Origin of the sequence: Acetobacter fabarum (assembly GCF_022483405.1) — a bacterium.
Classification (GTDB): domain Bacteria; phylum Pseudomonadota; class Alphaproteobacteria; order Acetobacterales; family Acetobacteraceae; genus Acetobacter; species Acetobacter fabarum.
The window spans coordinates 1,906,376-1,922,067 of record NZ_JAKVNI010000001.1 but is presented as its reverse complement, the minus strand read 5'-3'; the positions used below and the strand labels follow the sequence as shown (position 1 = coordinate 1,922,067).

The 15,692-nt window shown below is 56.9% G+C and carries 18 protein-coding genes and 2 pseudogenes; 2 read left to right on the top strand and 18 right to left on the bottom strand.

The window, feature by feature from the left end; genetic code table 11:
• Positions 1 to 50 precede the first annotated feature (50 nt).
• Positions 51 to 290: a hypothetical protein gene (locus LKE65_RS08960; RefSeq protein ID WP_278741063.1), complete on the top strand. Its 240-nt coding sequence runs from the start codon at positions 51 to 53 to the stop codon at positions 288 to 290.
• Positions 291 to 421: 131 nt separating this feature from the next.
• Positions 422 to 1,111, top strand: a pseudogene (locus tag LKE65_RS08955) (transposase); the annotation flags it as partial.
• Between the two features lie 110 nt (positions 1,112 to 1,221).
• Here the strand turns inward: LKE65_RS08955 and LKE65_RS13570 are convergent.
• The 18 genes and pseudogenes from LKE65_RS13570 to cybH form a co-directional block, all read right to left on the bottom strand.
• On the bottom strand, positions 1,222 to 1,551 hold the full coding sequence (locus tag LKE65_RS13570; protein WP_408744058.1) for a DUF6984 family protein: 330 nt from the start codon (positions 1,549 to 1,551) through the stop codon (positions 1,222 to 1,224).
• A gap of 190 nt (positions 1,552 to 1,741) precedes the next feature.
• Positions 1,742 to 1,879 (bottom strand): annotated as a pseudogene (locus LKE65_RS08950) (IS5/IS1182 family transposase); the annotation flags it as partial.
• 58 nt (positions 1,880 to 1,937) lie between these two features.
• Positions 1,938 to 2,459, bottom strand: a complete 522-nt coding sequence (locus LKE65_RS08945) for a RidA family protein (protein ID WP_278741062.1) — start codon at positions 2,457 to 2,459, stop codon at positions 1,938 to 1,940.
• 477 nt (positions 2,460 to 2,936) lie between these two features.
• Positions 2,937 to 4,262 (bottom strand): RNA polymerase factor sigma-54, encoded by a 1,326-nt coding sequence (gene rpoN, locus LKE65_RS08940; RefSeq protein ID WP_278741060.1) that lies wholly within the window; start codon positions 4,260 to 4,262, stop codon positions 2,937 to 2,939.
• 9 nt (positions 4,263 to 4,271) lie between these two features.
• Positions 4,272 to 5,318: a HoxN/HupN/NixA family nickel/cobalt transporter gene (locus tag LKE65_RS08935; protein WP_278741059.1), complete on the bottom strand. Its 1,047-nt coding sequence runs from the start codon at positions 5,316 to 5,318 to the stop codon at positions 4,272 to 4,274.
• 1 nt (position 5,319) lies between these two features.
• Positions 5,320 to 6,375 (bottom strand): hydrogenase expression/formation protein HypE, encoded by a 1,056-nt coding sequence (gene hypE / locus LKE65_RS08930; protein WP_278741058.1) that lies wholly within the window; start codon positions 6,373 to 6,375, stop codon positions 5,320 to 5,322.
• Entirely contained in the window at positions 6,375 to 7,496 is a 1,122-nt protein-coding gene (gene hypD / locus LKE65_RS08925; protein WP_278741057.1) for a hydrogenase formation protein HypD, read from the bottom strand. Before hypD ends, hypE begins: the two co-directional genes overlap by 1 nt.
• Before the next feature lie 3 nt (positions 7,497 to 7,499).
• Positions 7,500 to 7,781 (bottom strand): HypC/HybG/HupF family hydrogenase formation chaperone, encoded by a 282-nt coding sequence (locus LKE65_RS08920; RefSeq protein ID WP_086646444.1) that lies wholly within the window; start codon positions 7,779 to 7,781, stop codon positions 7,500 to 7,502.
• 1 nt (position 7,782) lies between these two features.
• A complete protein-coding gene (locus LKE65_RS08915) occupies positions 7,783 to 9,270 on the bottom strand; it encodes a sigma-54-dependent transcriptional regulator (protein WP_165925973.1) in 1,488 nt (495 codons plus the stop codon).
• Positions 9,271 to 9,277: 7 nt separating this feature from the next.
• Positions 9,278 to 10,204, bottom strand: coding sequence for a hydrogenase nickel incorporation protein HypB (gene hypB / locus LKE65_RS08910; protein ID WP_278741055.1), 927 nt, complete (start codon positions 10,202 to 10,204; stop codon positions 9,278 to 9,280).
• Positions 10,204 to 10,545, bottom strand: coding sequence for a hydrogenase maturation nickel metallochaperone HypA (gene hypA, locus LKE65_RS08905; RefSeq protein ID WP_278741053.1), 342 nt, complete (start codon positions 10,543 to 10,545; stop codon positions 10,204 to 10,206). Before hypA ends, hypB begins: the two co-directional genes overlap by 1 nt.
• Entirely contained in the window at positions 10,538 to 11,542 is a 1,005-nt protein-coding gene (locus LKE65_RS08900; protein WP_278741052.1) for a nickel-dependent hydrogenase large subunit, read from the bottom strand. The genes hypA and LKE65_RS08900 overlap by 8 nt, the downstream gene beginning before the upstream one ends.
• Positions 11,543 to 11,544: 2 nt before the next feature.
• Entirely contained in the window at positions 11,545 to 12,387 is an 843-nt protein-coding gene (gene hybE, locus LKE65_RS08895) for a [NiFe]-hydrogenase assembly chaperone HybE (protein WP_278741050.1), read from the bottom strand.
• Positions 12,384 to 13,274 carry a hydrogenase expression/formation protein gene (locus tag LKE65_RS08890; RefSeq protein WP_278741048.1) on the bottom strand — a complete coding sequence of 297 codons (891 nt, stop codon included), beginning with the start codon at positions 13,272 to 13,274 and terminating at the stop codon, positions 12,384 to 12,386. Before LKE65_RS08890 ends, hybE begins: the two co-directional genes overlap by 4 nt.
• Positions 13,271 to 13,681 carry a hypothetical protein gene (locus tag LKE65_RS08885; RefSeq protein ID WP_278741047.1) on the bottom strand — a complete coding sequence of 137 codons (411 nt, stop codon included), beginning with the start codon at positions 13,679 to 13,681 and terminating at the stop codon, positions 13,271 to 13,273. The genes LKE65_RS08890 and LKE65_RS08885 overlap by 4 nt, the downstream gene beginning before the upstream one ends.
• A 6-nt stretch (positions 13,682 to 13,687) precedes the next feature.
• Positions 13,688 to 14,056: a HypC/HybG/HupF family hydrogenase formation chaperone gene (locus LKE65_RS08880; RefSeq protein ID WP_278741045.1), complete on the bottom strand. Its 369-nt coding sequence runs from the start codon at positions 14,054 to 14,056 to the stop codon at positions 13,688 to 13,690.
• Between the two features lie 3 nt (positions 14,057 to 14,059).
• Entirely contained in the window at positions 14,060 to 14,710 is a 651-nt protein-coding gene (locus LKE65_RS08875; protein ID WP_278741044.1) for a HyaD/HybD family hydrogenase maturation endopeptidase, read from the bottom strand.
• Between the two features lie 218 nt (positions 14,711 to 14,928).
• Complete coding sequence (gene cybH / locus LKE65_RS08870) at positions 14,929 to 15,690, bottom strand: Ni/Fe-hydrogenase, b-type cytochrome subunit (protein ID WP_086646434.1); 762 nt, start codon at positions 15,688 to 15,690, stop codon at positions 14,929 to 14,931.
• Positions 15,691 to 15,692 lie beyond the last annotated feature (2 nt).

Below are 15,692 nucleotides of genomic sequence, written 5' to 3'. Positions count from 1 at the left end.
CTCGGCTTGAGTAATTTAACTATTTTCAATAACAAAAATCTGAATGGTTTATGGAGTTTGATGGCGAATTGGCGTCAGAAAATGCGGCATCCATGATGGACTATTATGTTTCAATGCTAATAGAGAAGCATATACCTTTTCCAAAAAGAGAAAATTTCATTTTATTTCCAGATCAAGAAGATCATATATGGCCGAATGATAATACATGTGGGATATATTTTACATTGCCAGCATATAGAAGTGAAGAATTTGATATTAATATGGAAATAATTGGAATTTTGGCAATTTAGGTTGTTCCAATAACAGATTCAGATAAAGATATTATTGAAAATAATGGGTGGGAATATTTAGAAGATGGAGGGTTCTAAAAACCTCTTGGTATTGAGACCTCCGCTATGATTTCATTTCTCCTGCGTTTTGACGCAACGCTGGTTATCTGCTGATGTCAGGCCAGATCCTGGATGCCACACAGGTAGCGGCTCCGAAGCAGCGCAATACCAATGCGGAGAAGGCGGATATGCGTGGAGGACGGATCCCCCAGGACTGGCAGGACAAGCCGTCAAAGCTGTCCCACAAGGACAGGCATGCGCGCTGGCCCTTGAAGTTCACGAAAGCGAAGCGACAGGAGGACGGGAGTATGCCTGCGACAGATATGGCCATCCCGTTCTTTGACTATAAATCGCACATCTCCATCGACCGGAAATTTCGGCTGATCCGCAAATGGAAGACGACAGATGCAGCCGCCAGCGAGGGCGCGCGATTGAGAGAGGGTCTGCTTGATAAAAGTAATACAGCCTCAATGGTCTGGGCAGACACAGCCTACCGCTCAAAAGCCAATGAGGACTTCATGGAAAAGCACGGCTTTGTCTCGAAGGTTCACAGGAAAAAGCCGCATCCCAAGCCCATGCCACGACATATCCAGAAATCGAATGCAGGAAAGTCCGTTATACGGTCGCGTGTCGAGCATGTTTTTGCCGACCAGAAGTCGCAGACAGGACTGTTCATACGAACCGTAGGCACCGTGCGAGCCACCATGAGGATCGGGCTGGCCAATATCGTCTATAATATGCGCCGCTTTCTCCTCCTCGAGCGGATTAACGCCGCCGCGTAGCAATCCAGGGTATGAGACCCTCCCTCTGTTCAAAATGCAGAGTGAAAATCAGGTCCAGAAACCAGCAATCAACGCACCAAAAACCCGAAATCAGGCAAAAGGGAAACCAATCAACGGTTTTTCGATCCCTCCACATTTTCCATCAAATAAAAAAAATTTTTAATGGGTTCATCATTTACTTTCCAGAAATCCAATTCTCCAAATTTATTTTTTTTTGTTAATAACAATGTGATAACAACAGGCGTCTCGTCTATATCTTTGGTTTCACATGTAGATACAGCATGTACTGGGGAGTATATCGTACAGTAATCTGCCCGTATAGAACCCATCTCTTGGTTAACGACCCATACAAATTGATTACTACTCACATCCATACTCATCGGTATGGCTGAGTATAGTATTTTGCAAAAATACAGTTCATAATTGTTAATTATCCTCATTTATCCTCCCAATATTAAAAGTTCCATCTTTAATCTTATATAAATTATACTGCAACCTGGAGGGTTCGAAGAACTGTTCATCTTTTGTTCTTTTGTCTGATTTCAGATTTTTGGCGTGTTGATTGCTGGTTTCTGGACCTGATTGTCACTCTGTGTTTTGAGCAGAGAGAGGGTCTCATACCCTGGATTGCTACGCGGCGGCGTTAATCCGCTCCAGAAGGAGAAAGCGGCGCATATTATAGATAATATTGGCCAGCCCGTTCCTCATGGTGGCTCGCACGGTGCCTACGGTTCAGACGAACAGCCCCGTTCGTGATTTCTGAGCAGCACAGGCATATAAGCCTGTGCCCCCTTCGCTCAGTTCAATAAATTAATAAGTCCCGACATTAATGATGTGGTGGTTTGACTGCCACAACGTCAATTTCCACCAACCAACCGGGTCTGGATAGTTGCGCCACCCCAAAAGCCGACCTGACCGGCAGGTTAGGCTGCTCTCTGGTGCCAAAAAATTTTGTGTAGCCTTGCATCATGCCCTCAAAGTCCATTTTTTTGGTCTGCGCATCCGTAACCATAAAAACATGCATCTGCACCACATCCCCCATACCCAGCCCCATATCTTTGAGAATATCCTTAATCCGCTTCAGGCTCGCTTCCGTTTGCGTTGCCATGGAACCATAGGCCTCCACACTTTTGGCAGGAGCAGCAAGATTTGTTATGGGAGCACCAATACCGCTGACATAAACAGTTGAGTATCCTGCGGGCACCTCAATGGCGGAGGCAATGGGGTATGCGGCCTCATTATGCCGGACAACGCCACCTTGCGCGCACGCGGGGAGGATGCCACCCATTACAACAAGAGCCGTTGTCGCAAACAGGGTTTTAGCAACAAGAACTTTTAAAATATACATAACCTACTCCACCGCTTGTGTCAGGTTTTGGCGCATAAACGCAATATCTGCAGGGTTAAGAACGTATTTGTAGTTATTACCAGAATGAATGCGAATATACGCCACTACATCAGCCACCTTCCGGTCACTCGGCAAGCCCGAAAATCACGGCATGCCACCTTAACTACTCAGGATACTGCTTGCGGGTATATGGTCATTTACAAATGTGGGAATGCGGGCTCCCGCCCCTTCATGCAAGCATCCAACGTAAGAGGCATATCCCCTGCTCCACTGCAAAGGCTGTAACACCACTTTTGCGTAAACCATTCCGGATAAACAACAAAGACAAAATCAGAGTATTCCTGTATCTTTGGCATAAGCGCACTGCCTGTTCGCTACAAACAGTAAATCGTGCTTTTCACAGCTCAGGTTCTATTGGCGATGGTCGGAGATCACGGTCGCGTTGAATGAACGACGCCCTCGCAATGCAATACGCGTTTATACTGTGGCAGCATGCCCTTTGCGGGCAAAGGATGAGCGTATTCCCATAAGCTGGCGATATTTGACAACAGTGCGCCGTGATACACTGAACCCCTGCTGCTCCAGAACTTCGACCAGAGCGCTGTCAGAAAGAGGGTTATCTGGTTTTTCCTCCCGCACGACCCTGCGCAGGCAGGCTCTGGCGGCCGCCGCGGCCCGTGGCGGGGCCTGCCCGTGGCGGCCCACCCCGGCTGTAAAAAAGAAGCGTAACGGCAGAACACCATCTGGTGTGGACATGTATTTGTCCGCCACAAGCCGGCTGACCGTACTTTCATGCACCTGCATGTCCTGTGCGATCTGGAACATGGTAAGCGGATGCAATGCCTCTACACCCCGGTTTAAAAAATCGGGCTGACGGGCCAGAATTTTCTGCCCTAGCAGAACAAGGCTTTTACGCCTTTTGGCAACAACATTCAAAAGCCAGCGTGCATTGGTCATCCAGTCCTTGACCTGCTCTTTTTCACGCGCGCTCATGCGCGTGGAAAGCTGGCTCCGCAATTGCGTATTCAACGTCAGCCCCTGTGCCGGGTCTGCATACGCAAACACATGCCATATGCCCTGTTCGTCCTGTTCAACGCGCAATTCGGCACGGCGCAGCAGGGCTGGTTCCATAGCCTGCCTGCAATAAGGGTATGGTTCCAGACGTTGCAGGGTCAGGAGCATCTGCTCCAGTTCCTGCGCACTCACGCCACAGAGCGTTGCCAACCCGGCCCGGTCCCCTTTGACCAGACGGTTAAGGTTAGCCAGCAATCTGGTAAATGCCTCGCTTAACAGCCCTTCATCATCAAGCTGTACGGCAAAACATTCGGCAACAGAAAAAGCCCCGACCCCCACCGGCTCCAGCCTGAGCAGGTATTGCCGGGCCTCTTCCGCGCAGGCCTGCACAACGCCACGGCTCTGGCAGAATGTATCCAGCACGGTGGAGGATAAGCGGCCGTATTCATCTACTTCTTCCAGCAGCAGCGCCGCCAAACGGCAAAGCCATGCGGGCCTGACGGAAAGTGCGATCTGGCGGAGCATCTGCTCCTCAACCGACACATCGGCCGAGGCCAGCCGCTCGGCCGCATCCTGAGTAGAGGCCGCACCAGACTGGTCTGGACGGCCCGCGCCCCGATCACACTCCCAGTTTGGCAGTTCCAGAAAAGGGTTCTGCTCCACCTGCTGGGCGATATAAGCATCCATATCCGCTTGCGGCAGACGCAACAGCCGGAGCGCCTCGCGCATTCTGGGTGTTACGGCAACACCCTGTTTGTGGCGGACCTTTTGCTCCAGAACCGTGCGCATGGCGCAGACTCAGCTCCTGGTATGTGGCACGGGGGCCATGCCCTCCGCCCGCCGGAGTGCCGCTTTATCCCACAGAAAAACGCCAGCCCATAACGCCAGAAATACTGCCAGAATAATACTGCCCAAAAGTGGGAAATGCTCCGCAAGGCCAGAGGCCATCTGCACAAGGGCAGACCCTGCGGCACCATCTTCCCCCAGCCCGGCCATATATTCCGTAGCCCCAACCCCAACGGCCGCCAGAGCGGATATGCTGGTAATGGCCAGATTATAAATCTGGCGGCGGGTGCGCGTATGTGCGCTCCAGCCATAGGCGCGCATCATCAGCACCGCATCCAGCGTGTCTATGGCAGACATGCCTGCGGTAAACAGCAACGGGAACATAAGAATACCCACAAGCCCCAGCCCCTGCGCGCTCTGGGCCGCAGCCAAACCCAGCAGGCCGACCTCGGTTGCCGTATCAAACCCCAGACCAAACAGGAAACCCAGCGGATACATCTGCCACGACCGCCCGATCAGCCGAAAAGCCGGCCCAAACAGGCGTGCCATCACTCCACCCGGGGCAGTGTCGGGCATATCGCTGTTGTGCCGCAACGCATGCCATTGCCGCCAGGCCGCATACACATTGTACGCCGCCATAAGGAACAGAAAGGAGATGGAAACCGCCGAGCCAACACTCCCCCCCACAAGGTGCCAGCGCTCCAGCCAGTCATGCGTCGGCAATACTGCCAGAAAGAGCACGGCAAGACACACAACCGAGGAATGCCCCAGAGAAAAGAACAGCCCCACCCCCAAGGGAGAGCGCCCGGCCACCATAAGCTTGCGGGTAACAAGGTCGATGGCCACAATATGGTCCGCATCCATGGCGTGGCGCAGGCCAAACACCCATGCCAGCAAAGCGGATGCCAGGAGCGTGGCATTCCCCCCAAAACAGAACCATGCCGCCACCCAGGCCAGCACGTTAAAAAACAGCAAAGCCGCCAGAAGCCTGTAACCCTGCATGGAGCGGGCCACCATGCCAAAGGAACTTAAAGCCGGAACAGATGGGTTTTGCCGCATATTAGCAAATCCTTGGCAATTGCTCGCCTGATGGCATGGTTAAAACCCGTGCACCACCAAACTCATTAACAACATGAACCGCCCCCTGCCCGCTGGCACTGGCTTGCAACGTGCCAATAATGGCAGCATTGCGCCCCAGCAGGTGGCTTTGCATGGCGGCAAGTGCGTGCTCCGCATGGCATGCGGGAACAACGGCCACCAGTTTGCCCTCATTGGCCAGAAACAACGGGTCCAGCCCCAGAATTTCACACACCCCTTCCACTTCGGGGTGCACTGGCAAAGCGGCCTCATTCACCGTCACCAGCACGTTGCTGGCCTCTGCCAGTTCGCTCAGCACCCCGGCAACGCCACCGCGCGTGGCATCCCGCATGCAGTGCACACCGGGGACAGCACGCAAAAGGGTATCCACCAGCGTGTTCAGGGGGGCGCAATCACTTTGCAGGTGCGTCTGAAGGGCCAGATCCCCACGTGCGCACAATATGGCCGCCCCATGGTCCCCCAATGTGCCATTGACCAGCACCACATCCCCCGGCTGCCCTGCGGCAATGCTTATGGTGTGTTCGGGCCGAATAACCCCGACCCCGCTTGTGGTTACAAACAGCCCGTCGCAGGCATGGCGGGGCACAACCTTGGTATCCCCCGTAACAATACGCACACCAGCCTGCGCTGCACTCCGGGCCATGGCCTCCACCACCCGGCGGAGCAGGGCAAGCTCCAGCCCTTCTGCCAGCACAAATGCAGCCGACAGGGCAACAGGAGTAGCACCACCCACAGCCAGATCGTTAACCGTGCCGCACACGGCCAATGTTCCAATATTCCCACCGGGAAATTCCAGTGGCTCCACCACAAAAGCATCTGTTGTGAATGCCAGCCTGTCCCCCGCCTGCGCCAGTGTGGTCAGGTCCAGCCGGGCCTGATCTTCCTGCACTGCTGGCGAGCCTTGAGTGAAGGCTGCCAGAAAAACCTCATCAATTAAGGAGCGCATGGCGCTGCCACCACCACCATGTGCAAGCGTAATGCGGCCATCTGCACCAACTCCAGTTAGAGTGCCGGGCATTATGCTGCCTCCCCTACGCCATGATATTCGTAATACGCTGCGCAAGCCCCTTCGGAGGAAACCATAAGCGCACCGGATGGATGGTCAGGCGAACAGGCCCGCCCGAACGCCTGACATTGCGGGGGTTTGATCCGCCCTGTCAGCACATCCCCGCAACGGCATTGCTCCTGATCCGCCAGATGGTGAGGGAGCACGGCAAAGCGTTTTTCCGCATCAAAACCGCTCCACTCAGCCCGCAATTGCAGGCCGGACCCTGCAATCTGGCCAAGGCCACGCCATTCGCATGCTTCTCGGACCTCATAAACCCGCGCAATGGCGGCCATGGCAGCCCGGTTCCCCTGTGCGGCCACCACGCGTGCGTACTGGTTTTCCACCCGGGCATCCCCCGCCTCAATCTGGAGGAGCACCATCAGGAGGGATTGCAGGATATCCAGCGGCTCAAAGCCCGCCACGACCAACGGACGTTTGAACTCCTGTGCAATAAAGGCATAAGGCTCTGTGCCAATCACCATGGAAACATGGCCGGGGCCAATAAACCCATCTACAGCAAAGTCAGGTTGTTCCAGCAGTGCGCGCAGGGTGGGAATAATGGTGATATGCTGGCACAAAATAGAAAAATTGCTGATTTTTTCTGCACCTGCTCGCAAAACAGTCAGGGCGGTGGATGGCGCTGTGGTTTCAAACCCCAAAGCAAAAAATACGACCTGCCGCTCCGGGTTGGCCCGTGCCAAGGCCAGCGCATCCAGCGGGGAATACACCATACGCACATCGGCCCCCGCAGCGCGGGCTTGCAACAGGCTGCCACTGCCACCGGGCACACGCATGGCATCGCCAAATGTGGTCAGGATCACACCGGGCTTGTGCGCAATGGCTATGGCATCTTCAATACGTCCTTTGGGCAGAACACACACCGGGCAGCCCGGACCATGTGCGAACTCGATATTGGCAGGCAACCGCCGGTCCAGCCCATAACGGAAAATCGTATGCGTGTGCCCGCCGCACACTTCCATAACCGTAACAGGGCGCTTGCGGGTACGCCCGATACGCTCGGCGACAAGGTTGATCTGCGCCAGAAGTGCTTCAGCCAGATGCGGGTTGCGGAACTCCTTTACAAACTGCATGGCTCAGGCCCGCGCGCTGTTACGCATGGTGTCCAGCTCCCCTGCCAGTTCATCCATGCTGGCGAGCAGCCTCAGGGTTTCCTGCGCTTCTGCCTCGTCTATCCGGCTCATGGCAAAACCTACATGCACAAGCACCCATGTGCCCACAAGCTCAGCCAGTGGTTTGCCCGGCTCTGCAACACACAGCACATCCACCTGCCTGCGCACGCCAGATACGTCCACCTCGGCCAGCATGGCCTGTTCATCCACAATTGCCGTTATGCGGCCGGGAATACCAAGACACATTTCAGGAATTTCCCTTCTGTAAACTCTGTTTTCCCGCATCGGGAACAATGCCGTAGCGCTCAAGCTTGGCCCGCAGCCCCACACGGGAGAGGCCCAGTTCACGCGCGGTCAGGCTTTTGTTCCACCCACACCGGGCTATGGTTTCCATCAGCACATCGGCTTCCAGCGCGTCCATGCGTTCCTGCAAGGTGCCGCTGTCATGCACAGTTGGTTCAGCGGCAAGTGGTGCCTGTGGTGTGACCGTAACGGGCCCCACACCCATAAGCATGGGGGAAAGCAGGTCCAGCCCCAGACAGTCACTTTCCGCCAGCACCAGCATGCGCAAGATTTCGTTTTGCAGTTCACGCACATTGCCGGGCCAGGCGTAGCGCACCAGCACGTCCATAACGCCGGGTGCAAAACCGCGCACATGCCGCCCGTGCCGTGCGCAGGCTGCGTCCAGCAGGTGCTGTGCCAGAACATGAATATCCGCAGGCCTGCTCCGAAGCGGGGGGATGCTCAGCACCATGCCTGTAAGGCGGAAATACAGATCCTCCCGGAACCGCCCTGCCCGTACCTCAGCACGCAGGTCCCGGTGTGTTGCGGCCAGTACACGCACATCCACACGCGTTGTCTCGTTTGTGCCAAGGGGGCGGAACTCGCCTTCTTGCAAAAAACGAAGAATCTTGACCTGAAACGCGGGAGAAATATCCCCGATCTCATCCAAAAAAAGCGTGCCGCCGTCAGCCTCTTCCACAAGTCCCCGGCGATTTGCATGTGCTCCGGTAAACGCGCCTTTACGGTGGCCGAACAGTTCGGATTCCAGCAGATCATCCGGTATCGCCCCGCAGTTGACGGCAACAAATGCCCCGGCACTACGCTGGCTGGCGTAATGTACTGCCCGGGCCAGCAGTTCCTTGCCTGTTCCGGTTTCGCCTTCAATCAGCACCGGAATGTCAAACACCGCTGTTTTGGCGGCCTGCCGGCAAACATCGCACATCGGGCTGGCTGGGCTGCGAATGATGGAGTCAAAATGGTAGCTGCCTGCCACCCGCTCCCGCTGCTGGCGCAAACGCCCTTCCACCACAGGTGGTGCCAGCCTGAGTTCGAGCGAAAGACGCTCGTATTCCCGCTGCATGGCAAAAAGCTGTGTGGCATTCCGTGCGGCCAGCAAAAGCTGGTCCGGGTGCCACGGCTTGGTAATATACTGGTAGATACCGGCCTGATTAATGGCGTCTATCATGTCGTCCGGCTCGGTATAGCCGGTTACGATCATCCGCACGATGTCAGGCCAGCGGGCGCGCACTTCTGCCAGAAACTCCACACCACTCATGCCCGGCATACGCTGGTCGCAAAAAATGGCGTGGACCCAGTTATTTTCCAGCAATGCGCGGGCCTGCTCCACGCTGGTTGCGCTCAGAACCTCAAAGTCCTCACGCAGAATACGAGCAATAACCTCCACGGAGCGTGGCTCATCATCAACAACCAGAATGCAGGCAGGTGCTACCACTTTTTGCTTACTCCGCTGCGCGCAGCATGTCTGCGCGGGCCTGCGCCTGTGCGGCCAGCCCGTCCAGCAAGGCGCGACGCTCGTCCTTCAGCCAGTCCAGCCATTGGGGCATGCCCTGCCCGTTGCGAGTGGAAACATGCAGGATACGCGCAGCAGGCGCTACGCGCTTTACGTTACTTTCCAGTGCTGCAACATCGACATCCAGATACGGCAACAGGTCGGTCTTGGTCAGCAGGACCATATCCGCTTTTTCAAAAATATCCGGGTATTTAAGGGGTTTATCCTCTCCCTCCGTTACGGAAAGCAGCGTGACCCGCCGTTTTTCCCCAAGGTCAAATGCCGCCGGGCAGACCAGATTGCCTACATTTTCGATAAACAGAATACCGCCCATGCTCATCCCAAGGTGTTCTGCCGCATGGCCCACCATATGGGCATCCAGGTGGCAGCCCTTGCCGGTATTGACCTGAATGGCAGGTGTGCCGGTCGCCCGGATGCGCTCTGCATCATTGCTGGTCTGCTGGTCGCCCTCAATCACCGAACACGCAATGGTGCCTGCTAGCGTTTTAAGTGTTTCAACCAGCAACGTGGTTTTGCCAGCCCCCGGGCCTGCCAGCAGGTTAAGGGCGAGATTGCCATTCTGTGCAAAACGGGCACGGTTACTGGCGGCATAGGTATCGTTTTTGGAAAGGATATTCCGCTCGATTTCCACCATCCGTGCCTGAGACAGCCCCGGCGCATGCGAGCGTGCAGGACCACTGCCATAGTCCAGACTGCCGTTGTCATGCGCGCTGTCATGCGGGTGCGGGTGATCGTGAGCGTGCTCATGTTCATGCGGGTGGGCATGGTCATGATGGTGGTGCCCACCGTGGGGGTGGGCATGGTTCTCCCCTTCAAACGTTGCGCCATCGCCGCTACAGCCACATGTTGTACACATCAGATTACCTCCATGTCTTTCAGCCTTATTTCCGTCCCGCCTGAAGGTTGCAGGCGCACACCCCCACATAGGGGGCATGGGTCCAGACGGTTTTCGAGCACCACAGTCTGCCCGCAGTCAAAGCACCATGCGCTAGCGGGCACATCCACAAAGTCCAGCCTTGCGCCTTCAGCCACTGTGCCGCGTGCTACAACTTCAAAACCAAAGCGCATGGCGGGCAGTTCCACCCCGGCAAAACGCCCCACTTCCACCCTGACGCACGTGACCTTTGTAAACCCCTCCTGCCGTGCACTCTCCTCAATCACGCCCAGCAGGCTTTCACATAAGGACATTTCATGCATGGTGCGCTGCCTCCACCGTAACAGGCACGCAAGGGTTAAGCGCGGCCAGAACACACTCGACCGACAACTTAGCGCAGCCGGGCCGCAGGCGGGAGATGGCCTGCCGGAAAAGCCCCCCTTCGGCCATATGCCAGAACGTGGGTGAGAGGATCTGATAATCTGTGACCAGTCCGTTACGCACCTGCACGGCATGGACCAGCATGCCCCGCGCGGCCCGGGCCACCCCAAATCCGGCCCCCATGCTGGCCAAAAAGGGGTTCACACGCGCAAACATGCCCCCCACATGCCCTTCCAGACAGGCCAGAAACTCCAGCAACCGGGCCACCAGCCGTGCAAAGGGCGTGACCTCTCCCGCTTCAGCCAGAGCCTGCATAACGGGGTAATGTGCATAATCGGGCCAGATACTGGCATCATACGCCATGGCAGGAACAGGCTGCCCCCGCTCATGCGCAAGCCGGGCCTGCACAGCCTGTGGGGTTAGCCCTGCCATGCCCACCGCCGCCCCCACACCTTGCAGAGCACTCCGGCAACGATTGAGCAGCCGAGGCAGAAAAGCACCGTTTTCCGTCTGCCCGGTGGCAAGCCATGCTTCAAACGCCTGAGCGTTCATGTGCGCCAGACTTACGTTTGTGCCTGTCAACTCGCCTGCAATGGCGCGCCCTGCCTGCCGGTCCTGCAAAACCCGGCACAGGCTCTCGCGCTGTGGGGGCAGGTTCAGTTGGGCGGGAAGAGTTACCAGCAGGGCCAAGGCGTGATCTTGCAAAATTTCATCCTGCATGCGGGCATGGTCCGGCATTGCGTGCCCGGCCAGCCCCATGGCCCGTGCGCTTGCCGCCATATGGGCGACCCGGCACAGACCAAAAACCCGGCCGATTAACGCCAGAGCCTGCTCTGGCTGCAAACCAGCACATAAAAGCCCGGCATCGACCACATTATGTGTCTGCACCTGCCAGGGCTGCCCGGCCTGCCCGCCACGCAGGAGAATTGTGCCAATCATACCTAGCCCCCCGCCCTTCTGGCTGACTGACCGACCAGAAGGCTCCTGCGGCCCATATCCGGCGTTTCTGCCGGTTGCCCGGCCTGCGGAACATGTGCTGCGGTTTGGGCGGTGCCGGGCTGCGGGTGGAGTGCGGGGTCCAGCAAGCCGCGCACGGCAGCCTGCGCCGTATCAACCGCTTGCAGCATGGTGGTAAAATTGAACATGGGTGAAAACAGCGAACACGCCCAGTAACCCGGAAGTGCGCCTTCCCCTCCATCACGCAAGGCCGCAGTAAACTCGTAGGCTCCGGAGGGGAACTCCAGCAGTTTTTTATGGCCCGAAACCACGCCAGACCAATCCGTACCCGCAGCGGGGAGCACGATCAGATTCATGAACCACGGTGTAACCAATGCCCCGACCAACTGCCCTTCGAACGAACAGAACCCTACGGCCTTAACGTTAAGCGCTTCGTTTACAAACGGCAGGCCCCGCATCTTGCTGGCATAAATATCTGCAAACACATCTTCCAGCGCACGGGCAAAGCCGCTGGCCGGGTCTGGCGTGTGTTTGGGTTCCTCCTGCGTAAGGGCGGCATTACTGGCGGCTACCTCCCCCGCAGGCGCGGGCGGCACGGGGGATGCCGACACCACCATAAACTGCTCTTTTGCGCCATCGCATGTAGGGCAGCGCCAGTAATCCGGCAGGCTGGAAAAGGGTGTGTGCGGGGGCACCTGCCATACCTCGCACCCTTCTGCGGGGTCATACACACTCCAGCAGATCTTGCATTCCATAACCGCATCATCCGTCAGACGTGCGGTATCCCCCAGATAAGATCCCTCAAACCGTGGGGTGAGGCTGCTCATGCCTGCCCTCCCTGCGGGCTGGCACTTTCCTCTTGCAGCACGGCGCATATTTCGCGCAGGCGGGTGGCGGAATCTGCAATATCTTCCACCGCAGCGCAGGCCACTTCGGGCACGGCAGACACTTCTATCGTGTCCAGAATAAGCGTATCCATGGAATTAAAATAACGCACACGCCAGACATGGGGCGTTGCTGTTGCCTCTATCCGGCAGTTGCCATACCCGCGTGAGAGAATGGTCAGCCGCCCCCGGCCCAAACTGGTTTCCAGCAGGGCCATATCCTCCGGCGTATGGGGCAGCAGGCTCAGGTTGACAACATGGGGGCTATTCTGGGGCTTCCAGTTTTCGCTCCGGTCAAACAGTTCGGTCAAAATAGCGGGAGCGTTCACAACCCCATCTGCCACACCCGCCGCCATATCGGGGCGGGCACGCCTGAGCGGAAACGCACGCGCCAGAAGTGCTTTGGGAAAAGCCGAGACCTCCACCTGTTCACGCACATCCTGCCCCGGCGGACCACCATAGGCACGCAGGGACCATATGCCTGCAAAAACCGTTTCCTGCACCTCTACCAGCCCTGCGGTGTCTTCCAGCCTGGCGGAGACTTCCCCCTCCCCCAGAGCATCATTTACTGCGACACCAGCGGCCGAGCTCAGGTTGTGCCGGGGCAGCATGCGGGCGTCTCCCTCCCGCCATGCCTGCGCCTGTTTTTGCAGGTCGCCCAGAAAGGCAAGCGTTGCCGCCATGGTAGCCGGGTCATCAATCTCGGGCACATGGGGTTCGTACACATGAACGCCCGATGGCATGGCCAGATAGTTCAGTTCCTCATCTTCCTGCCCGATCTGCGAACCCGGACCAAACCCGACGGGGGGGAACATAAAAGATGCGCTCATACCACCGGCTCCCCGCCTGCTGTTGTGGAGGGAGCAAAAAGTGCCCCAAACCTGCTGACATAGGTATCCCAGTCGCGCATGCGCGCAATGCTGGCTTTGACCTGTCCGTTTTCCAGCACCACCAGTGCGGGGAGGGAAAGATCACCCGCATCCCGCACCAGTTCGGCCTCCAGCGCGGCATCTGCCACAGCGCCACTGATCGGTTGCGCGCTCCGCAAATGGGTCGCCCCCAACTGCAACAGGTCCGGCAAAATGGCTGCAAGGTCTGGGGTTTCCAGATGTATTCTGGCGTGGCTGGGTAGCAACAGCAGCACATAGCCTGCCTGTGCCTGCTCCAGCGTGTGCAAAACGGGCATACCGTGCCGGGTTGTTAACCCTTGCACCAGAGGAAGTTCTAGAACGGACATTTTTACTCAGGCCTCCGTAAGCCCTGCATCGAATGCAGCCTGAAGGTGGGGGGGAAGGCGCGGTGGCGCATTGCACAGGTCTGCAAACCCGTGGGTTACAATTTGCTGGGCAGCCCCGGCATCCACTGGCGCCGCGGCCAGTGTGGCTAGAGCCTGAAGGGCATCTTGCAGTTTGCAGGCCTCATCCGGCTCCATGCGTGCACGTGCCATGCCCATAAAAACCAACACATAGTCCCCTTCCTGCACATGAGGCACCAGTATGGTATCAACCTGCTCCTGCCGGGCGGACTGCTGCTGGCCGGGGGGAGGTTCTGCCACGCAGAGCGCAAAGCTCCCTTCGCAACGCAGCACTTTCATGGGGATGCCAAGGCACATGGTTTATACCCCCCTACGTGCAAGCACGCGTTCATCACCATAGCGGCAGGCCAGTTCTTCAGACGGGCGGCCCTGCTCATACGCTGTGCGGGCTACGGCCTGTGTCATCACCCCTGCCCCCGGTGCTGGTGCGTGTTGCAAGGCTCTGGGGCAAACACCGTAGCGCTGCGCCAGAAGCTCCAGCACCATATGCACAGCGTGGGGCACCTGCCGGGCAACGGCCTCGGTCAATCCTCCGCCATAATCCTGCATGGTCACAGGCTGTACGCCCACCAGATGAATAGCGCGCGGTGCATGGCCACGCAGCTCCAGCAGGGCCAGCACTTCCTGAAAACCGGTCTGGTGGAGGCTCATCTTCCGCGCGCCAATTGTGGCGGGCACGGCAGAGCCTTCCACATGGTGCAAGGTGGCGGGGGAGAGGCCAAAATCTATGGCATCCACTATAATCAGGGTTTCAAGGTCTTCCAGCACGGGCAGCAGGTATAGACCTTGCGTACCACCATCCATGATCTGCACATCCGGGCCAAAACTGTAATGCGCGGCAAGGTGCTCAACAGCCCGAACACCAAACCCCTCATCTGCCCACAGGATATTCCCGATGCCCAGCACCAGAATTTTCCGCTCATTGCCATATAGAACCGCGTCTGCCGCCACGTCTGCCGCCTCCTGCTACCCTGCGTGGGAAACAGCGAACCGGCCTGAACTGGTTCGCGCTTTTCCTGCCATTCAATAGAAGCAAGAACCATGCCAACTTCCAGAATGGCAGATACGCGACCGGGCAAATACAAAAATCCCACCAACACGTAAATGTGATGGTGGGATTTTGTGGACTCTATCTTTCCAGATTGACCAGTTTTATGGTCACAGCCCTCTCACTCAGGGCGGTCATCCCTGTAAGAGCGGTAGCCATTGGTCATGGCGGAGAGCAACGTCTGACGGGACATAATATCCTCCCGCGTGACGGTGTAGATATGTATCATAACAAACAGAATAATAACCCACATACCCCAGTGGTGCAGGAAGTGAGTGCCAAGACTGCCCCCAAGCCAAGGCATGACCCAGCCAAAAACCCTGCCTTCCCAGCTATCAATTCCGGTGCCATCAGAATACAGCGCAAACCCGCTGATAATCATGAACAGGCCGGTCAGGGTAAAGCAGAAGAACAGGGCCGTACGGGCAAGCGGGTTATGCCCGATTGTTTTTTCGCCCTGCTTTTTGATAAAGGCATAGACCAGTATTTCGTCCAGCAGGCCTTTCCAGTAATCCTTGCGCCAGACCGGGATATAAAAAAGCTCCCGCGTGTAAATATTGCCCATAAAGGTCCATAAAATACGCCCGGCAAACCCTACGGCAAAAATCCACGCCGCAGAAAAATGCAGGTAGCGGATCCAGCCCATAAGAAAATGGTTACTGGCCTCCCCCGACAGTGAGGGAGGGGGTGAGCCAATAAAATACCCGGTAATAACCAGCACAACGATGGACGCCGCAGTCACCCAGTGCCAGAGCCGCACAGGGGCTTCGTACACATAAATCGTGGTGAGCTTGCGCGCACGCAATGCGCGCGCGTTTTGCCCTTGCAGGTTTGTGCCCTGCAAATCCTCGTCGGTCAGGATGTTTGATTTGGATGGAACCATCG

Excerpts from the sequence above, each read along its gene's own strand:
- LKE65_RS08960 (WP_278741063.1), top strand. The coding sequence starts at position 51 with ATGGAGTTTGATGGCGAATTGGCGTCAGAAAATGCGGCATCCATGATG.
- LKE65_RS13570 (WP_408744058.1), bottom strand. The coding sequence starts at position 1,551 with ATGAGGATAATTAACAATTATGAACTGTATTTTTGCAAAATACTATAC.
- LKE65_RS08945 (WP_278741062.1), bottom strand. The coding sequence starts at position 2,459 with ATGTATATTTTAAAAGTTCTTGTTGCTAAAACCCTGTTTGCGACAACG.
- rpoN (WP_278741060.1), bottom strand. The coding sequence starts at position 4,262 with ATGCGCACGGTTCTGGAGCAAAAGGTCCGCCACAAACAGGGTGTTGCC.
- LKE65_RS08935 (WP_278741059.1), bottom strand. The coding sequence starts at position 5,318 with ATGCGGCAAAACCCATCTGTTCCGGCTTTAAGTTCCTTTGGCATGGTG.
- hypE (WP_278741058.1), bottom strand. The coding sequence starts at position 6,375 with ATGCCCGGCACTCTAACTGGAGTTGGTGCAGATGGCCGCATTACGCTT.
- hypD (WP_278741057.1), bottom strand. The coding sequence starts at position 7,496 with ATGCAGTTTGTAAAGGAGTTCCGCAACCCGCATCTGGCTGAAGCACTT.
- LKE65_RS08920 (WP_086646444.1), bottom strand. The coding sequence starts at position 7,781 with ATGTGTCTTGGTATTCCCGGCCGCATAACGGCAATTGTGGATGAACAG.
- hypB (WP_278741055.1), bottom strand. The coding sequence starts at position 10,204 with ATGTGTACAACATGTGGCTGTAGCGGCGATGGCGCAACGTTTGAAGGG.
- hypA (WP_278741053.1), bottom strand. The coding sequence starts at position 10,545 with ATGCATGAAATGTCCTTATGTGAAAGCCTGCTGGGCGTGATTGAGGAG.
- LKE65_RS08900 (WP_278741052.1), bottom strand. The coding sequence starts at position 11,542 with ATGATTGGCACAATTCTCCTGCGTGGCGGGCAGGCCGGGCAGCCCTGG.
- hybE (WP_278741050.1), bottom strand. The coding sequence starts at position 12,387 with ATGAGCAGCCTCACCCCACGGTTTGAGGGATCTTATCTGGGGGATACC.
- LKE65_RS08890 (WP_278741048.1), bottom strand. The coding sequence starts at position 13,274 with ATGAGCGCATCTTTTATGTTCCCCCCCGTCGGGTTTGGTCCGGGTTCG.
- LKE65_RS08885 (WP_278741047.1), bottom strand. The coding sequence starts at position 13,681 with ATGTCCGTTCTAGAACTTCCTCTGGTGCAAGGGTTAACAACCCGGCAC.
- LKE65_RS08880 (WP_278741045.1), bottom strand. The coding sequence starts at position 14,056 with ATGTGCCTTGGCATCCCCATGAAAGTGCTGCGTTGCGAAGGGAGCTTT.
- cybH (WP_086646434.1), bottom strand. The coding sequence starts at position 15,690 with ATGGTTCCATCCAAATCAAACATCCTGACCGACGAGGATTTGCAGGGC.